The organism is Humibacter sp., from assembly GCF_035547335.1.
In the GTDB taxonomy this organism is placed as follows: domain Bacteria; phylum Actinomycetota; class Actinomycetes; order Actinomycetales; family Microbacteriaceae; genus Humibacter.
Genome location: NZ_DASZVF010000021.1, coordinates 130634 through 144774, shown reverse-complemented (window position 1 = coordinate 144774; position 14141 = coordinate 130634). Strand labels below are relative to the sequence as shown.

Below are 14141 nucleotides of genomic sequence, written 5' to 3'. Positions count from 1 at the left end.
CACGTTCTCCTGGCTTCGCGCCGTCCGAGCGCTCGTGCTTTTCCGTCTGAGCGCTCCAAGCTTCGTCGTCCAAGCACTAGGGGCTGCGATGTCTAAGCGCTCCGGCGACGGCGACCCGTCGTCGAGACGGTGATCGAGGTGTTTGGCGTGTCGCGCGCATCGCATTTATCGTCGATCCATCGAATCTCTGTTCTAATGTTTCATCAGGAGGATCGCCATGAGTATCACTCATACCACCGAGATCGTCACGGTGTGGATCGATGAGGACGGCATCCCGCGACGGATGTTCTGGGCCGGTCACCGCTACCGGGTCACGGACACGCCTACCCGGCTCGGCCCCGAGCCCGGCATGCCTCTGAGCCCCGCCATCACGCATCCGCCGTCGCCCTTGAAGGGCTGGCGGTTCCAAGGCACGAGCGACGACGGCGACACGCGCGTGTTCGACGTGCGGCTATCGGCCCCCGGCATCTGGGAGCTGATCCGGGTCATCGACTGAGCATGGACTCACTAGCCGAGACCGAGGTGTGTCAGCATGTCCTCGTGAGCACCGGAGCCGACGACTACGCACAGGATGCCGTTGACGCTGCCAGGATCGCCGCCTCCGGGCGACCATCCGACGACCCGATCTACTGGGCGACGCCGCAAGAGGCCCTGGCCCGGTTCTTCGGCAAGTACGCCGTCTTCCACGGCAGGGCCAGCCGCAGCGAGTTCTGGTGGGCATACGCCCTGAACGTGGTGGTGTTCCTCGTCGCAGGCATCGCCGTGGAGATGGCCGTCGCCGTCGCGGGCCCGTCGGCCGCCAGTCCGACACCCGCGAGCATCGTGATCGGCGTCGTCTTCGCCGCTTACGTGCTGGCGGCGCTGATCCCGACGATCGCCGTGTTCGTCAGGCGGCTCCACGACGCGAACCTGGCCGGCTGGTGGTTCCTGCTCACGCTGGTCCCGTTCGCCGGCCCGGTCATCGCAGTCATCTTCGGCATCCTGCCCAGGCGCGGCTACGGCAAGCGCTTCGACCGGGGCTGATCCGTGTCCGCTCTCGTCACGCGGCGACCATGCTGCGGCGACGGGATGCCGGCACCGGCACCTGCTTGTCCGGCTCGGGCTCGGGAAGCACGGCCAGTCCGGCCGGGCTCGACGCGGCAGCCATGAGGCGCTCGAGCCATGCGCGGTTGAGGTCGCGCACCGGAACGGCGTAGTCGAACGAGACCGCGACCCCACTGTCGAGCCACACCGACTTGCGCTCGCCGTCCGGCGTCGTCCAGGCGAAGTGGAAGGCCTCGCGGCGACGCAGCTTTCCGAAGATCACCCGCTCGAGATGCGCGAGAGTCCGGTCGTCGAACTCGGCCTGCAGCATGTTGTTGTAGTTGAACGTGGCCATCTTCGCTGCTCCTTGTTGTGGTGGGCTGATCCGTTCCTCGCGGTCAGGATCATCACTGATTCGGATTCCGTGACTCTCAAGATCCAAACAGTACAGTAGTTGTATTACTCACGATATGTGTAACAGACTGGTTTAGACAAGAACAATGTGTGTAATGTTCTTCAGGAGGACTCATGACGCCCGCAGCACATCACGAACTCGCCCTCGAGGGGGCGACGGCGGAAGGCCCGCAGCCAGCGGGCACCGCGCTGTGGGCCGAGCCCGAACCAGGGTTCTGGGTCGCCGCCCGAGAGGGCGACTTCCTGGGGACTGTGACGTTGGAGGGCATGAACTATGTCGCGCGAGATGCGACGGGATCCCATGCAGGCGCCTTCGGCACGTTGGCCGCGGCGCGAGCCTCGCTCGCACCGCTCGAACCCTGCAAGGAACCCAGTTGAGACTCGGAGGACACCGGTGCCCCAGACCGTCGTACGACATGAAAGCGAACATCTCTACGCAGCGAAGCCGGACACTCCCGAGGGAAGGGCACTGACCGAAGCGCTGCTCAGGCTGCGGCGAGCGGAGATGCTGCTCGGCAACAGAGCGCTCCATTCCACCGGCCTGTCGAACCTGGAGTTCAGCGCGCTGCGCTACCTGGTGCAGGCCAAGCGAGACGGGCGCGACATGAGCCCCAAGGACGTCATCGTCATGCTGAACACGTCCAGTGCGACCGTGACCAACGTGATCGAACGGCTGGTGACGCGCGGTTATCTCAAGCGCGTCGATCATCCCACCGACCGCCGGGCGCACTACCTGGTGCCGACGGAGCCCGCTGTGCATCTCGTGGACGGCGCCTACCACGATCACCACTCGGCGATCGTGGAGGTGATCAATGGTCTCGACCCCGAAGATGTCGCCATTGCGACCGCCGTCGTGAGCAGGATCGTGGAACGGCTCGACACTCTCGTGAGCGACTCCACTGCCGCCTTGCAGGCGGCGAGCGCCTGACCGGGGCACACACAGACGTCGCATGCTGAGGCCTCGGACGCAGCGTCTCAGCAGGCTGCGCGTTGGCGCGTCGGCCCCTAGGACGTGGCGCGTTTCCCCGTCTGCTGTTCCCAGATCTCGAGTTCCCGGGTCAGCGCCTTCGCCAACTCGAACACCTGCTCGGGCGGGATGCGCACACGCGTGACGACACGCGCGTTCACCGAGCGCTGCGGCTCTCCGAGCTCGTCGTGGGTCTCGGTCGCGGGTCCCCTCAGCGACGCGAAGTCGAGCACGAACACGTTGTCGGTGTGCCAGATGCTCGCGAAGTCGGCGAAGGTCCCGGCTTCGACCTCGGCCGGAAGGTCGAAGTTGATCTGTGTGGGCACATTCGGCTGATCCTCGGCCACGCTTCCCCCTCACGTCGCATGCTGTCCACGCGAGCCTATCGGCGGCATCCGATCACCGGCTGTGCACCGTCCGCCGCCGCAACTTCGCGGTGTGATCGGTCAGACCGGAGAAGTGGTGGATCCCGCCGGTGGTAGACCAGTGCGGCGGTAGATCGGGCCGGTAGGCGTCAGGCCGATGGTGGGGTCGGCCCGATTGGGGATCGCACCGGCCGCGGTGGGTCAGGCCGGATAGGTGGTGGGGAAGGCGGGGTCGTCGCCCATGTGCTGGACGCGGTTCTGCTCGTCCACCATGATCACCCGCGGACGCAACTCCTGGGCCTTCGAGAGCTTCACTGATCCGTACGCCATGATGATGACGCGGTCGCCCACGCTCACCAATCGGGCCGCGGCGCCGTTCACGCCGATCACACCCGATCCCGGTTCGCCCTCGATGACATACGTCTCGAACCGCTCGCCGTTGTCGATGTCGACGACGCTCACCCGCTCCCCCACGAGAATGCCGGATGCCTCGAGCAGCCCGCGGTCCACGGTCAGCGATCCCACGTAGTGGAGGTCTGCCCTCGTCACGGTCGCGCGGTGGATCTTGGCGCGAAGCATGGTGACGCGCATGAGACTCCTTCGGATGGATTCGTACGGTTGAGAGAACACCGGCCGCAGCACTGCGATTCCCGACCAGGTGCCCACCGGGATGCGGAACATGCGCCGCCCGTCGGCAACGGTCATCCGACCCTGTCGCTGCACGCAGCTTCCGCGCGGCAGCACTCATCCTGCTCTCGGGGAAGAGCGCCGGATACGCGAATCGGGTCGCTCCGGCACGCCGGTGAGACCCGATTCATGAGTGGCAGGTGAGGGATTCGAACCCCCGAAGGCTATGCCGGCTGATTTACAGTCAGATCCCTTTGGCCGCTTGGGTAACCTGCCTTGGCGCTCCCGACCACATGTGATCATCTGACCGAAGGCGCGAAGTCAAGGATACCCATGCTTCAGGCATCCGGTGAAATCGGCGACCGGGCTGCGCAGAGCCCTGCTTCTCCCGCCCACCGCGGCGGAGCCGCCGGCTGTCCTCGGCTCTGAATATCGGAGATCTGCGACGCCACCCCGGCTGCCGGCACGTCGCCACGGCGCGTCCATGAAGTAGCCCGATTTTCGGATGCCGGCGACACGAGAGCGCGCCCCGCGGTGACTCGTACTCTTCGGCGTGCGCTGTGCGAGGCGTGCCGGCGGCCGATCACGCCTTCGGGGCGTCTCCGGGAGTGGGCCCGTCGTCCCCGGCGGACGCGCCGCCGGTCGACGGCGGCTGAGAGCCGTCTGCGGGCGGCGCGGCGGGTGTTCCGGGCGCCGCTGTGCCGGCATCCGTCGCGCCCAGCTCTGACGCCTCCTGGATGACGGTCTCCGCCGACTCCGGCGCGTTCGCGTCAGGGGTCGGCAGAACACCGCCTGCACCTGCCACAGCTTCGGCCGCGTCTTCGACCTGGCGCTCGGCGCGTCGGGATCGCAGGACACCGGCCACCACGAGCGCGACCACGCCGAGCAGCACCACGATGGCCGCGACGATCAGCCAGGGCGTCACGTCGGATCCGGTGGCGGCGAGGCCGCTGAAGTCTTGGCTCACGCGGACAGCATAGGGGCGCCGGCCACCTGGCGACGTGAGGCGCGGGCGGGAGCGGCAGAGCACGTGTGTCCGCGCTCAAAGGCTCAATCGGGTCGGCCGCGCGAGCAAGCTCGCTCGGCTCTCCCCTCAATCGCCTCTAAACTCGCTGGAGACGAGGAAGTAGGGAGCTCGAGTTCATGGCAGATTCGTCGTTCGATGTCGTCAGCAAGGTCGACAAGATGGAGGCCGACAACGCGGTCAACCAGGCACGCAAAGAGGTCGAGCAGCGCTACGACTTCAAGAACGTGGGCGCGTCGGTCGAATGGAGCGGGGAGAAGGTGCTGCTCAAGGCCAACAGCGAAGAGCGCGTGAAGGCCATTCTCGACGTACTGGAGTCGAAGTTCATCAAGCGCGGCATCTCGCTGAAGAGCCTGGATGCCGGCGAGCCGTATGCCAGCGGCAAGGAGTTCCGCCTGGAGGTCGCCCTCAAGCAGGGCATCGACCAGGAGGCGGGCAAGAAGATCAACAAGCTGATCCGCGACGAGGCCCCGAAGTCGGTGAAGAGTCAACTCCAAGGCGACGAGGTGCGCGTCTCATCCAAGAGCCGCGACGACCTCCAGGCCACCATCGCGCTGCTCAAGAAGGCCGACCTGGATGTCGACCTGCAGTTCGTGAACTTCCGCTGACCCCAGCCCGAACGTCCATCCCGCTCGTCGACAGACGAGCGCACGAAGCACGGAGCACGAGCCCGGATGCCCCTCCCCTCGACCGACACCACCGTTCTGTACGCGTCGGGCGGCGCCGAATCGCTCGTCGCCGAAGCCGTCGTGCTGCATCTGCAGCCGTACGGGAACGGACAGGAGATCGTGCTGCTGGATCGCACGCCCGCGCATCCCGTCGACCGCGGCTGGCCCGACCAGGGACCCGATCTCGGCTCCATCAGGGCGGACGGGCGCGAGCTGCCGCTGGTGGATGTGGTGGTCGGGGCCACGGACGGCACGAACCTGTTCGTCGGAGATGACGTCCCGGTGCGCCGAGGCACCGAAGGCTGGGCCTTCGTGGTCGCGCACGTGCTCGATGCACCGAGCCGCATCGCGGTCGGCGACGACGTGATCGTGAGCGTGGATGCGACGCACCGGCAGGCGCTCTCGGTCGGGCACACCCTGTGCCACCTGGCATCCCTGGCGCTGAACGCGGCGCTGGCCGACCGCTGGAGCAAGCCGGCACGCGAGGACGCGCTCGGCCGCGCGGACTTCGACCACGAAGCCATCCAGTCGTCCACCATCGTGCCGGATGGATCCGTCGACGTCTTCCGCCTGAACAAGTCGCTGCGACGCAAAGGATTCGCCACAGACGGACTGGGCGATGCGCTGGATGCCGTCGCCGCAGAAGCGAGGGAGACCCTCACGCGGTGGATCGCGACGGACGCCGCAGTGCGCATCGAGCGCGACGGGGACGGCCTGGGCGATCCCCGCTACTGGGTGTGCGAGCTGCCGGAGGGAACCGCACGCATCCCGTGCGGCGGCACGCACGTCTCATCGCTCGGCGCGCTGCGCAGCGCATCCGTCGCCCTCGAGCTGGGCGACGATCAGGGAACGGCGACGCTGACGATGCGGTGCTCCGCCGCCGGCTGACGCCGCTGCGGGCCGCCCACGCTCAGGGCGCGCTGCACGATCCGCCGAGAGCGCCCAGCACGGCCAGGTAGGTCACCTTATAGCCCACCGGTGACGACACCCAGGCGCTGGTCACGCCCGTGCTCGGCTTGTACATGGTCCACAGCGAGATGTAGATCGTCTGACCGAGGATGCTCCCGAGCAGCCCGGAGAGCAGCGTGCTGCTCAGCGTGGTGGTGTACACGCCGCCGACCGGACCCGTCGTCGCAGACGTGGTGGCGCCGAGCGCCTCCGTTGCGGTGCCGAGGCCCGTCTTGCTGACGCCGAACGCGATGTCGGCCGTGGTGTACTGACCGCTCGACGGCAGGGACCACTTGATGGTCACCGCCGTGCTCAGAGCGGCGCCCGCGCAGCCGCTGACGACCGGCGGCGCCACCGTTCCGGAGGACACGGATGCCGTGCTCTGCTGCTGCGTTGTCCAGCTCGCGTCGGTTTCGGCTGGATGCACGACGAGCGCCGCCAGCGTGCCGAGCGCCGCCGCGCAGACCAGCACTCCCCTCCCGATCCGACGCCGGATGCGATGGCGCGGCCCCCGCCCCATGCGACGCCGCATGCCACCCCGGATGCCGCGCCGCTCAGCCACGACGCCAACCCCTCGCCAGCGCCGCTGCCGCGAACCCCGCGCTCACCGCGGCGAGCGCCAGCAGCGCGGCGGCCAGGGGCACCGACCCGGTGTCGGCCAGCGCCTCCGTCCCACTCGCCGCGTCGTCGCCCGCGGCGTTCACGGTGAGGCGCACGCGCAGTTCTCCCGAGGTGTCGATCGGCGCATCGGACGTCACGGCGACCCTCGCCTGCACCCAGGTTCGGGCGGGCACAGGACGTGCGGGATCGGTCAGCGCTGCCGGCGTTCCGGGAAGCATCTCGGCAGCGGTGCTCGGGAGGATGACCCGCTCGCCGTTCGCGCACTCGGCACCGAGCCATGGACTGGAGCAGCCGCGCACTTCGAGCTGCGCCTTCACCGCCGTGCCGTGCGAGAAGAACCCGCCCTGGGAGGTGACGACGCCCACCAGCGTTCGCACGGGCATCCTGTGCACCGTCACGCCGACGTTCCAGAGCGCGGGCATGTCGGGTCGCACCTCGTGCACCGTTCCATCGGCGTCGCCGGAGAGCACAAGCGCCGCGCCGGCGTCGGCCGACGGCATGCCGAGCGCGCCGGCCGGTGGGAGGAGCACCGCGCCGACGACGGCCACCGCACCGGCAGCCGCCAGCACAGCGGCCGCGACGACCGGTCGCCGGTTCCCCCTGGTCATCCGGCGCCCCTTGCCCGCACGTGCCTGCCACCCGTCGTGGTGTCGCCGCGTGGCCACAGCACCCACACGATCAGGGAGGAGACCGCGATCGTGAGCACACCGAGGACGACGGGATTGCTCAGCCACACGATGACGTATGCCAGCCCCGGCATCGCCACGAGCACGAGCCGAACCGAACGCACCGCGTAGGGTGCGGGATCCGCTGTCGGGTTGGCGTCCCCCTTCAACGTGAGGACAGTCGTGCCGGCTGGCCCGGCGTGCGTGCCGACGATGCGGTGCGTGACCGGCAGCAGCCCCGGCCGATCCACCGTGACGACCTGCCCGATCCTCGCGTCTTCCGCCGGGATCTGCCGCACGATCGCGAGGGAGCCCGTGGGGATGTCCGGCGCCATCGAGCCCGTCTTGAACATGATCAGCGTGATGTGGAACACCACGGCCAGCACGACGAGCACGATGCACAACGAGCCGAGCACGGCGGCCACGTCGAGCACGGTGGACCTGGTGATCGAGACCGCGCGAGACCAGCCACGTGTGCCAGAACGCTCGCTCGACGGTTCGGTGATCACCGATGCGCTCCGCCGGATGGTCACGAACTCGTCCCCAGGAATCGCCACGTGGCCTGAGCGCCCGACGCTTGCACCGAGTTGGGGGCATCCGTGCTCAAGCGCACCTGGAAGCAGAACCACGCAGGAGCGCCTGGCGCACCAGTGCCACCGGCGGCCAGAGGTGTGCTGTTGGCCGGCACGGTCGACGACAGTGCGGCCCAGCCGACCGCGTCGCCGACGAGCCAGTCGGAACCGGCCGCCGGCGCGGACGTCGCCGAGCAAGCGCTGCTCGAGGCCCGGTAGACGCGGTACTGAAGCGAGGGTGCCAAGGCTCCCGCCACGCCGGACGGCGTCTGCAGGGATTCCGTTCCCGACACGGATCCCGTCGTGGCATGGATGCCGAACGAGGCCGCCGTCGCATCCCCCGGCATGAGCGCTCCCGCGCTGAGCGACAGCGTGGCGGGAGTCGTCGAGTTGTCCGACCAGCTCGTTCCGCCGTTCACGGTCGACTCGGTGCTGAACCGGCTCGTGACGAAGCCGCCCACGGCATCGTCCTGCGCGGTCCAGGCGGCGACCGTCACTGCCGCGCCCGCCCCCAGCACGAGCCCTCCCGCGAGGAGGGTTCGCACCAGGGCCGGTCGCGATGGCCTCGAGGCCACGTTTCTCAGCTCGTCGACTCGGGCTGTCGGCTCAATTCGTCGATTGGGCCGCGAACTGCCAGGTGGCGCCACCCGCCTGGCCTTGCGTGACCCCGGCTCCCGCCGTCACCGCGAGACACAACTGCACGGCGGTTCCGTCGTCGGTGCTCGACGCCGCGTGCGTGAGCGACACGGTGGGCGATGTCGGGCCGACGGAATCCAGTGCCGTTCCCGCGGGGATCAGACTCTGTCCCGACGCCGCCGCGTTGCACGTGTCGTCGGCAGCCAGTTCCGTCATGGCGTACGTGAGTCCTGCCACAGTCCCGGTCGTGCCGGCAGAGCTCACCGTGACGGTGGCGTCGCTCGTCGTCCCCGCACCGAGCCGCAGCCAGTACGGCGCGTACGTCGTGGTGCTCGGCGACAGATCGTCGGCCGCGTCGAACGACAGAGTGGCCGGAGCACCCGCCGCATGCAGCGCATAGTTCGTCCCGTCGGGAGAGCCCTCGAAGGCGAAGGTTCCCGCCTGGAAGTCGCCGGTGGCGAAGTCGGAGGCGTTCCACGCGGCCAGCGTGACTGCCGCTCCCACCCCCAGCACGACTCCGCCGGCCAGAACCGCCCGAATGATCCCTTTTCGATTCCGCGTACGCATCATGACGCACACCGCCCCCACTGGCCGCTTGCCCCGAATACGCCGTCCCCTCACGGCATCAGTCAGCTAAGCAGACGGCGGTGTTCGCCTCTATCCCTCGTTCGGGCCGCGCATTCAGTCGGACGAGGGCGCCGGCCGGTTCGACGCGCGCACCATCTCGTCGCGAGGAACGACCTTGATGCGCGCACGGCCGCGGGCCGCGCCGAGCGCCTGCTCGTGGGCATCGAGGTTGTGCCAGCCGTCGAGGTTCGTGTACTCGACGCCGCGCTCGTTCAGGAGCGCCACGATCGCCTCCTCCGACGGATCGGCGGGCGTCCACCAGTTGCCGAGGTCGTTGATGAGGTGCGAGACGGTCTCCATCGCATCCGACTTGGTGTGACCGATCAGGCCGACCGGACCTCGCTTGATCCACCCCGTCGCGTACACGCCGTAGATCTGCGTGTTGTCCTTGGCGTGCAGCACCTGACCCTCGTGGTTCGGGATGACGCCGTGCCGCTTGTCGAACGGCACGCCGGGAAGCGGCGAGCCGAAGTATCCGACCGCACGGTAGACGGCCTGCACGGGAATCTCGCGTATCTCGCCGGTGCCGTACACGCCGCCCTGCCCGTCGGGAGCCGTGCGCTCGTAGCGGATGGCGCCCACCCGTCCGGTGCCGTCGTCGACGAGCTCCGTCGGCCTCGCGTAGAAGTGCAGGTGAAGACGACGGGATGCCTGCCCCACCTCGCGCTGCCGCCACTGCTGCAGCACCCGGTCGATCACGAGCACCTGCTTGTTGCCGGCGATCACCTCGCGCGCGTGGTCGTCGTAGTCGAAGTCCTCGTCGTACAGGATCATGTCGACGTCGCGCAGCTCGCCGAGCTCGCGCAGCTCCAGCGGCGTGAACTTCACCGATGTCGGGCCCCGCCTGCCGAACACGTGCACGTCGGTCACCGGCGACGCCGTGAGCCCCTCGTACACGTTGTCGGGGATCTCGGTGGGCAGCAGGTCTTCCGGATGCTTGGCCAGGATGCGCGAGACATCCAGCGCCACGTTGCCGTTACCGATGACGGCCACCGACTGCGCATCGAGCGGCCACGTGCGCGGGTAGTCCGGATGCCCGTCGTACCAGCTGACGAAGTCGGCCGCCCCGTACGACCCCTCGAGCTCCATACCGGGGATGTCGAGGTCGGCATCGCGCACGGCACCCGTCGCGAAGATGACGGCGTTGTAGTGCCGCTTGAGGTCGTCGAGCGTGATGTCGGTTCCGAAGCGCACGTTGCCGAAGATGCGGATGTCGCCGCGGTCGAGCACCTCGCGGAGCGCCGTGATGATGCCCTTGATGCGCGGGTGGTCGGGTGCCACGCCGTAGCGCACGAGTCCATACGGCGCCGGCAGCTGGTCGAACAGGTCGATCGACACGTCGAACTCGCGCTCCGCCTTCAACAGGATGTCTGCAGCGTAGATACCGGCGGGGCCGGCACCGACGATGGCGAGGCGGAGTCTGGTCATGACGGGTTCCTTTTCGTGCTTGTCGAGCTTGTCGGCGTGGAGGGCGCTGCTGGCGTGCATGACGGCATCCGTTCCCCCGAAACGGGCTCAGCTGGACCGTTCGACGATCGTATCGGCGAAGCGCGTGAGAGCCCTCTTCACCGGTCCCTGCGGCAGCGGGGCGATGGCCTCCACCGCTTCACGGGCCCAGCGGTGCGCCTCGTCCATGGTCTCCTGCGTGACGACGTGCTCCCGAAGCGCGGCCACGGCGTCACTCACGTCCTTGCTCTCCGGGGCCCCGAGCACCTCGACGTCGAGGCGTTCCAGCAGCGCCGCCGCGTCGGCATCCCGTTCCGCACGCTCGCGCAGCTTCAGCACGGGCAGGGTGGCGACGCCCGCGCGCAGGTCGGTTCCCGGTGTCTTGCCGGTCTCGTTGCCCCTTCCGGAGAGGTCGATGACATCGTCGATGAGCTGGAAGCCCACTCCCACCTTCTCGCCGAACTCCATGACGGGCCGGATGTACTCGTCGGGCGCGCCGGAGAACATGACGCCCATCTGCGCAGCGGCGGCGACCAGCGAGCCGGTCTTGTCGGCGAGCACGTCGATGTAGTGCTGCACGGGATCGTCGCCCTCGTTCGGCCCGATGGTCTCGTGCAGCTGGCCGAGGCAGAGGCGCTCGAACGTGTCGGACTGCAGGCGGATGGCGCCCTCGCCCAGGCTCGCAACGAGCTGGCTCGCGCGGGCGAACAGCAGGTCGCCGGTGAGCACCGCGACGGAGTTGCCCCAGACGTGTTGTGCGCTCGGCACGCCTCTTCTGGTCTGCGCCTCGTCCATCACATCGTCGTGGTACAGCGACGCCAGGTGTGTGATCTCCACGGCCTGCGCCGCGACGATCACGTCGGGAGTGGCACCCTCTCCGAGCTGGGCCGTCAACAGCGTGAGCATCGGCCGCACGCGCTTGCCGCCGGCGTTCAGGAGGTAGCGGGCCGTGACATCCGCGATCTCGTCGGCGTATCTGACCTGTTCGCGCAGTCCCTGCTCGACCAGTTCGAGTCCGGCGTCGATGCGTTCCGCGAAGCGCTTGTCCTTGCCCGAGGCGAAGATGCGGTCGCTCAAGCCCAGCTGACTCGACAGCGTGGTTCCTCGCCGGGCGAGGGGCAGCGATGGCACTAGAGGTCACCCTTCGATGCTGGGCCGGTCGGCGACTCCCCTGGCGGAACGACCGCTTTGCCGTTCGCGGGCACGAAGCCGCGGTGCAGCGCGACGATGCCTGCCGTGAGGTTGCGGTACTGCACGCGTTCGAATCCTGCTCGACCGATCATGTGCGCGAGCGACTGCTGGTCGGGCCAGTCCCTGATCGATTCCATGAGATAGGAGTAGGCGGCCGGGTTCGACGACGCGAGGCGGGCGAAGAGGGGCATGCCGTAGCGCAGATAGGCGTAGTAGGCACTACGGATCACGGATGCCGGCGGCCGCGAGAACTCGCAGACCACGACCCTGCCGCCCGGCTTCGTGACCCGGAAGAACTCGCGCAGGGCGGCATCCGGGTCGACGATGTTGCGCAGTCCGAACGAGATCGTGACGGCGTCGAAGCTGTCGTCGCCGAACGGCAGGTCTGTGGCGTCGGCCTGCACGAACTCGATGTTCGGGTTGCCGGCCTGCCTGCGCTCGCCGACCGCGATCATGCCGGGCGAGAAGTCGGCGGCGACCACCCTCGCGCCGGAGCGGGCGAGGGATGCGCTCGAGGTACCGGTACCCGCCGCGACATCGAGCACGAGCTGGCCGGGACGCGGATCGACGGCTCGCATGGTGGCGATGCGCCAGAGCGACGCGTTGCCGACGGACAGCACCGCGTTCGTGCGGTCGTAGCCGACCGAGACTTCATCGAACATCGCGGCGACGTCCGACGGCTGCTTGCTCAGGTCGGCCCTACTCACCCCATCAAGCTTAGGGGCGATTGAGGGGAGCGCACCGCGAGCTCGCTCGCGGGGCCGACCCGACTGAGCCCTTGAGGGTGCACAGCGCCCGATAGGGGCGATTGAGGGGAGAGCGGCGCGAGCTCGCTCGGGCCTCGCCACCGGATTGAGCCCTTGAGCGGCGCAGCTGCGATAGGGGCGATTGAGGGGAGAGCACCGCGAGCTCGCTCGCGGGGCCGACCCGACTGAGCCCTTGAGGGTGCACAGCGCCCGATAGGGGCGATTGAGGCGAGAGCGGCGCGAGCCCGTGAGCGACCTTGGTGCCAGCGCAGGGTTCCGCGCACCTGACGGCGGCCTCCAGGGCACAGACGTACGCTAGAACCGTGACCGTAATCGCGACCCGAATACAGGCGTTGACGGTCGAGACCACCCCACTCGACGACGTCAGACACATCCTCCCCTTCACCGACGCGCGCGCCCCCCTCGTCTGGCTGCGCAAGGGCGAGGGGATCGCCGGCGTCGGCGAGGCTCTGCGGCTCGAGTTCACCGGTGCCGACCGCATCGCTCAGGCATCCGCCGCGTGGAAGCAGCTCGCATCCGTGTGCACGGTGAACGATCCGGTCAGAATGCCGGGCACGGGTCTGGTCGCCTTCGGCACGTTCGCGTTCGACGACGAGAGCTCCGCGACCAGTGTGCTGGTGGTGCCGCAGGTCGTCATCGGTCGTCGCGAGGGTCGCTCCTGGATCACGCGCATCCGTCACTCCGACGACTCCAGCATGCCGTCGGCTCCGCACCCGCAGCCGTTCGGCGCGGAGTACCGGCTCACCATGCTGCCCGGAGCTCTCACTCGCGAGGCATACAAGCGGGCGGTCGCCGTCGCCGCGGATCGCATCCGAGGCGGCGAACTCGACAAGGTCGTGCTGGCCCGCGATCTTCGCGCGCACCTCCCCGCGGAGTCCGACGTGCGGCGCGCACTCGTCGAACTCGCCCTGGGCTATCCGCAGTGCTGGACGTATGCCGTCGACGGCATGCTCGGTTCGAGCCCGGAGACCCTGGTGCGCGTTCATCGCGGAACCCTCGACGCGCGCGTGCTCGCGGGCACGAGCGCCCGCGGCAGGGATGCGGCATCCGACCACGACTCCGCGACCGATCTTCTGCGCAGCACCAAGGACCGCGAGGAGCACGCCGTCGCCGTGCGCAGCGTGGTGCGTGCGCTCGCCCCGCACACCTCCACGCTCGAGACGAGCGACGAGCCGTTCCCGCTCAAGCTGCCCAACCTGTGGCACCTGGCGACGGACGTGTCCGGCACGCTCAGCGACGGATCCGGTTCGCTCGATCTCGTGGCCGCCCTGCATCCGACCGCCGCCGTGGCGGGCACGCCGACCGACGTGGCGCTGCGGCTCATCCGCGAGCTCGAGCCGTTCGATCGTGAACGGTACGCGGGACCGGTCGGCTGGATCGGCGCCGACGGCGACGGAGAGTGGGCCATCGCGCTGCGCGGTGCGCAGGTGTCCGCCTCCGGCGACATCACCGCGTACGCCGGCTGCGGCATCATGGGCGATTCCGTTCCCGAGCGCGAGTTGGCGGAGACGAGCATGAAGTTCCGGCCGATCACCGAGGCCTTCCAGTAGCTCCGGCCTTTGGTAGGGCGACGCTGAAGC

At 68.7% G+C, this 14141-nt stretch carries 19 protein-coding genes and 1 tRNA gene; 7 read left to right on the top strand and 13 right to left on the bottom strand.

Translation table 11 applies throughout. The features are described from left to right. The first annotated feature begins 217 nt into the window (after window positions 1-217). Both VHB92_RS05880 and VHB92_RS05875 read left to right on the top strand, forming a co-directional pair. Window positions 218-496, top strand: a complete 279-nt coding sequence (locus VHB92_RS05880) for a hypothetical protein (protein ID WP_325452357.1) — start codon at window positions 218-220, stop codon at window positions 494-496. A 44-nt stretch (window positions 497-540) separates the two neighbouring features. Further along, window positions 541-1023: a DUF805 domain-containing protein gene (locus VHB92_RS05875; protein WP_325452355.1), complete on the top strand. Its 483-nt coding sequence runs from the start codon at window positions 541-543 to the stop codon at window positions 1021-1023. A gap of 16 nt (window positions 1024-1039) precedes the next feature. Here VHB92_RS05875 and VHB92_RS05870 read toward each other — a convergent pair whose 3' ends face one another. Next, window positions 1040-1378: a hypothetical protein gene (locus VHB92_RS05870; protein ID WP_325452353.1), complete on the bottom strand. Its 339-nt coding sequence runs from the start codon at window positions 1376-1378 to the stop codon at window positions 1040-1042. A 173-nt stretch (window positions 1379-1551) separates the two neighbouring features. Here VHB92_RS05870 and VHB92_RS05865 point away from each other — a divergent pair, with 173 nt between their 5' ends. Then, window positions 1552-1815: a hypothetical protein gene (locus tag VHB92_RS05865; protein WP_325452352.1), complete on the top strand. Its 264-nt coding sequence runs from the start codon at window positions 1552-1554 to the stop codon at window positions 1813-1815. Between the two features lie 16 nt (window positions 1816-1831). Beyond that, window positions 1832-2365 carry a MarR family winged helix-turn-helix transcriptional regulator gene (locus tag VHB92_RS05860; protein WP_325452351.1) on the top strand — a complete coding sequence of 178 codons (534 nt, stop codon included), beginning with the start codon at window positions 1832-1834 and terminating at the stop codon, window positions 2363-2365. A 77-nt stretch (window positions 2366-2442) separates the two neighbouring features. Here the strand turns inward: VHB92_RS05860 and VHB92_RS05855 are convergent, their stop codons facing one another. From VHB92_RS05855 to VHB92_RS05840, 4 genes are all read right to left on the bottom strand, one after another. Next, window positions 2443-2730, bottom strand: a complete 288-nt coding sequence (locus VHB92_RS05855; RefSeq protein ID WP_325452348.1) for a DUF3467 domain-containing protein — start codon at window positions 2728-2730, stop codon at window positions 2443-2445. Between the two features lie 240 nt (window positions 2731-2970). Continuing rightward, on the bottom strand, window positions 2971-3360 hold the full coding sequence (gene panD, locus VHB92_RS05850) for an aspartate 1-decarboxylase (RefSeq protein WP_325452346.1): 390 nt from the start codon (window positions 3358-3360) through the stop codon (window positions 2971-2973). Between the two features lie 230 nt (window positions 3361-3590). Continuing rightward, a tRNA-Tyr gene (locus VHB92_RS05845) sits at window positions 3591-3672 on the bottom strand. Between the two features lie 307 nt (window positions 3673-3979). After that, on the bottom strand, window positions 3980-4363 hold the full coding sequence (locus VHB92_RS05840) for a hypothetical protein (RefSeq protein ID WP_325452344.1): 384 nt from the start codon (window positions 4361-4363) through the stop codon (window positions 3980-3982). Between the two features lie 176 nt (window positions 4364-4539). Between VHB92_RS05840 and VHB92_RS05835 the strand changes: the two genes are divergently transcribed. Both VHB92_RS05835 and VHB92_RS05830 read left to right on the top strand, forming a co-directional pair. After that, complete coding sequence (locus VHB92_RS05835) at window positions 4540-5028, top strand: YajQ family cyclic di-GMP-binding protein (protein ID WP_325452342.1); 489 nt, start codon at window positions 4540-4542, stop codon at window positions 5026-5028. Between the two features lie 66 nt (window positions 5029-5094). Continuing rightward, entirely contained in the window at window positions 5095-5976 is an 882-nt protein-coding gene (locus VHB92_RS05830; RefSeq protein ID WP_325452340.1) for a metal-dependent hydrolase, read from the top strand. Window positions 5977-5998: 22 nt separating this feature from the next. Here VHB92_RS05830 and VHB92_RS05825 read toward each other — a convergent pair whose 3' ends face one another. The 8 genes from VHB92_RS05825 to VHB92_RS05790 all read right to left on the bottom strand — a co-directional run bounded on the left by VHB92_RS05825 (window position 5999) and on the right by VHB92_RS05790 (window position 12501). After that, on the bottom strand, window positions 5999-6598 hold the full coding sequence (locus VHB92_RS05825) for a hypothetical protein (RefSeq protein WP_325452338.1): 600 nt from the start codon (window positions 6596-6598) through the stop codon (window positions 5999-6001). Further along, complete coding sequence (locus VHB92_RS05820) at window positions 6591-7265, bottom strand: hypothetical protein (RefSeq protein ID WP_325452336.1); 675 nt, start codon at window positions 7263-7265, stop codon at window positions 6591-6593. Before VHB92_RS05820 ends, VHB92_RS05825 begins: the two co-directional genes overlap by 8 nt. Further along, entirely contained in the window at window positions 7262-7831 is a 570-nt protein-coding gene (locus VHB92_RS05815) for a signal peptidase I (RefSeq protein WP_325452334.1), read from the bottom strand. The genes VHB92_RS05820 and VHB92_RS05815 overlap by 4 nt, the downstream gene beginning before the upstream one ends. Before the next feature lie 20 nt (window positions 7832-7851). After that, on the bottom strand, window positions 7852-8439 hold the full coding sequence (locus tag VHB92_RS05810) for a SipW-dependent-type signal peptide-containing protein (protein ID WP_325452332.1): 588 nt from the start codon (window positions 8437-8439) through the stop codon (window positions 7852-7854). Between the two features lie 61 nt (window positions 8440-8500). Next, window positions 8501-9097 (bottom strand): SipW-dependent-type signal peptide-containing protein, encoded by a 597-nt coding sequence (locus VHB92_RS05805; protein ID WP_325452438.1) that lies wholly within the window; start codon window positions 9095-9097, stop codon window positions 8501-8503. 114 nt (window positions 9098-9211) lie between these two features. After that, window positions 9212-10585 carry an FAD-dependent oxidoreductase gene (locus VHB92_RS05800; protein WP_325452329.1) on the bottom strand — a complete coding sequence of 458 codons (1374 nt, stop codon included), beginning with the start codon at window positions 10583-10585 and terminating at the stop codon, window positions 9212-9214. 87 nt (window positions 10586-10672) lie between these two features. Then, a complete protein-coding gene (locus VHB92_RS05795; protein ID WP_325452327.1) occupies window positions 10673-11734 on the bottom strand; it encodes a polyprenyl synthetase family protein in 1062 nt (353 codons plus the stop codon). After that, window positions 11734-12501: a demethylmenaquinone methyltransferase gene (locus VHB92_RS05790; protein WP_325452325.1), complete on the bottom strand. Its 768-nt coding sequence runs from the start codon at window positions 12499-12501 to the stop codon at window positions 11734-11736. Before VHB92_RS05790 ends, VHB92_RS05795 begins: the two co-directional genes overlap by 1 nt. 362 nt (window positions 12502-12863) lie before the next feature. Here VHB92_RS05790 and VHB92_RS05785 point away from each other — a divergent pair, with 362 nt between their 5' ends. Then, window positions 12864-14111, top strand: coding sequence for a chorismate-binding protein (locus tag VHB92_RS05785; RefSeq protein ID WP_325452323.1), 1248 nt, complete (start codon window positions 12864-12866; stop codon window positions 14109-14111). Window positions 14112-14141 lie beyond the last annotated feature (30 nt).

Bases quoted from the DNA above. Each gene is read 5' to 3' on its own strand.
- panD (WP_325452346.1), bottom strand. From the start codon at position 3,360: ATGCGCGTCACCATGCTTCGCGCCAAGATCCACCGCGCGACCGTGACG.
- VHB92_RS05865 (WP_325452352.1), top strand. From the start codon at position 1,552: ATGACGCCCGCAGCACATCACGAACTCGCCCTCGAGGGGGCGACGGCG.
- VHB92_RS05800 (WP_325452329.1), bottom strand. From the start codon at position 10,585: ATGACCAGACTCCGCCTCGCCATCGTCGGTGCCGGCCCCGCCGGTATC.
- VHB92_RS05820 (WP_325452336.1), bottom strand. From the start codon at position 7,265: ATGACCAGGGGGAACCGGCGACCGGTCGTCGCGGCCGCTGTGCTGGCG.
- VHB92_RS05805 (WP_325452438.1), bottom strand. From the start codon at position 9,097: ATGCGTACGCGGAATCGAAAAGGGATCATTCGGGCGGTTCTGGCCGGC.
- VHB92_RS05830 (WP_325452340.1), top strand. From the start codon at position 5,095: ATGCCCCTCCCCTCGACCGACACCACCGTTCTGTACGCGTCGGGCGGC.
- VHB92_RS05835 (WP_325452342.1), top strand. From the start codon at position 4,540: ATGGCAGATTCGTCGTTCGATGTCGTCAGCAAGGTCGACAAGATGGAG.
- VHB92_RS05880 (WP_325452357.1), top strand. From the start codon at position 218: ATGAGTATCACTCATACCACCGAGATCGTCACGGTGTGGATCGATGAG.
- VHB92_RS05870 (WP_325452353.1), bottom strand. From the start codon at position 1,378: ATGGCCACGTTCAACTACAACAACATGCTGCAGGCCGAGTTCGACGAC.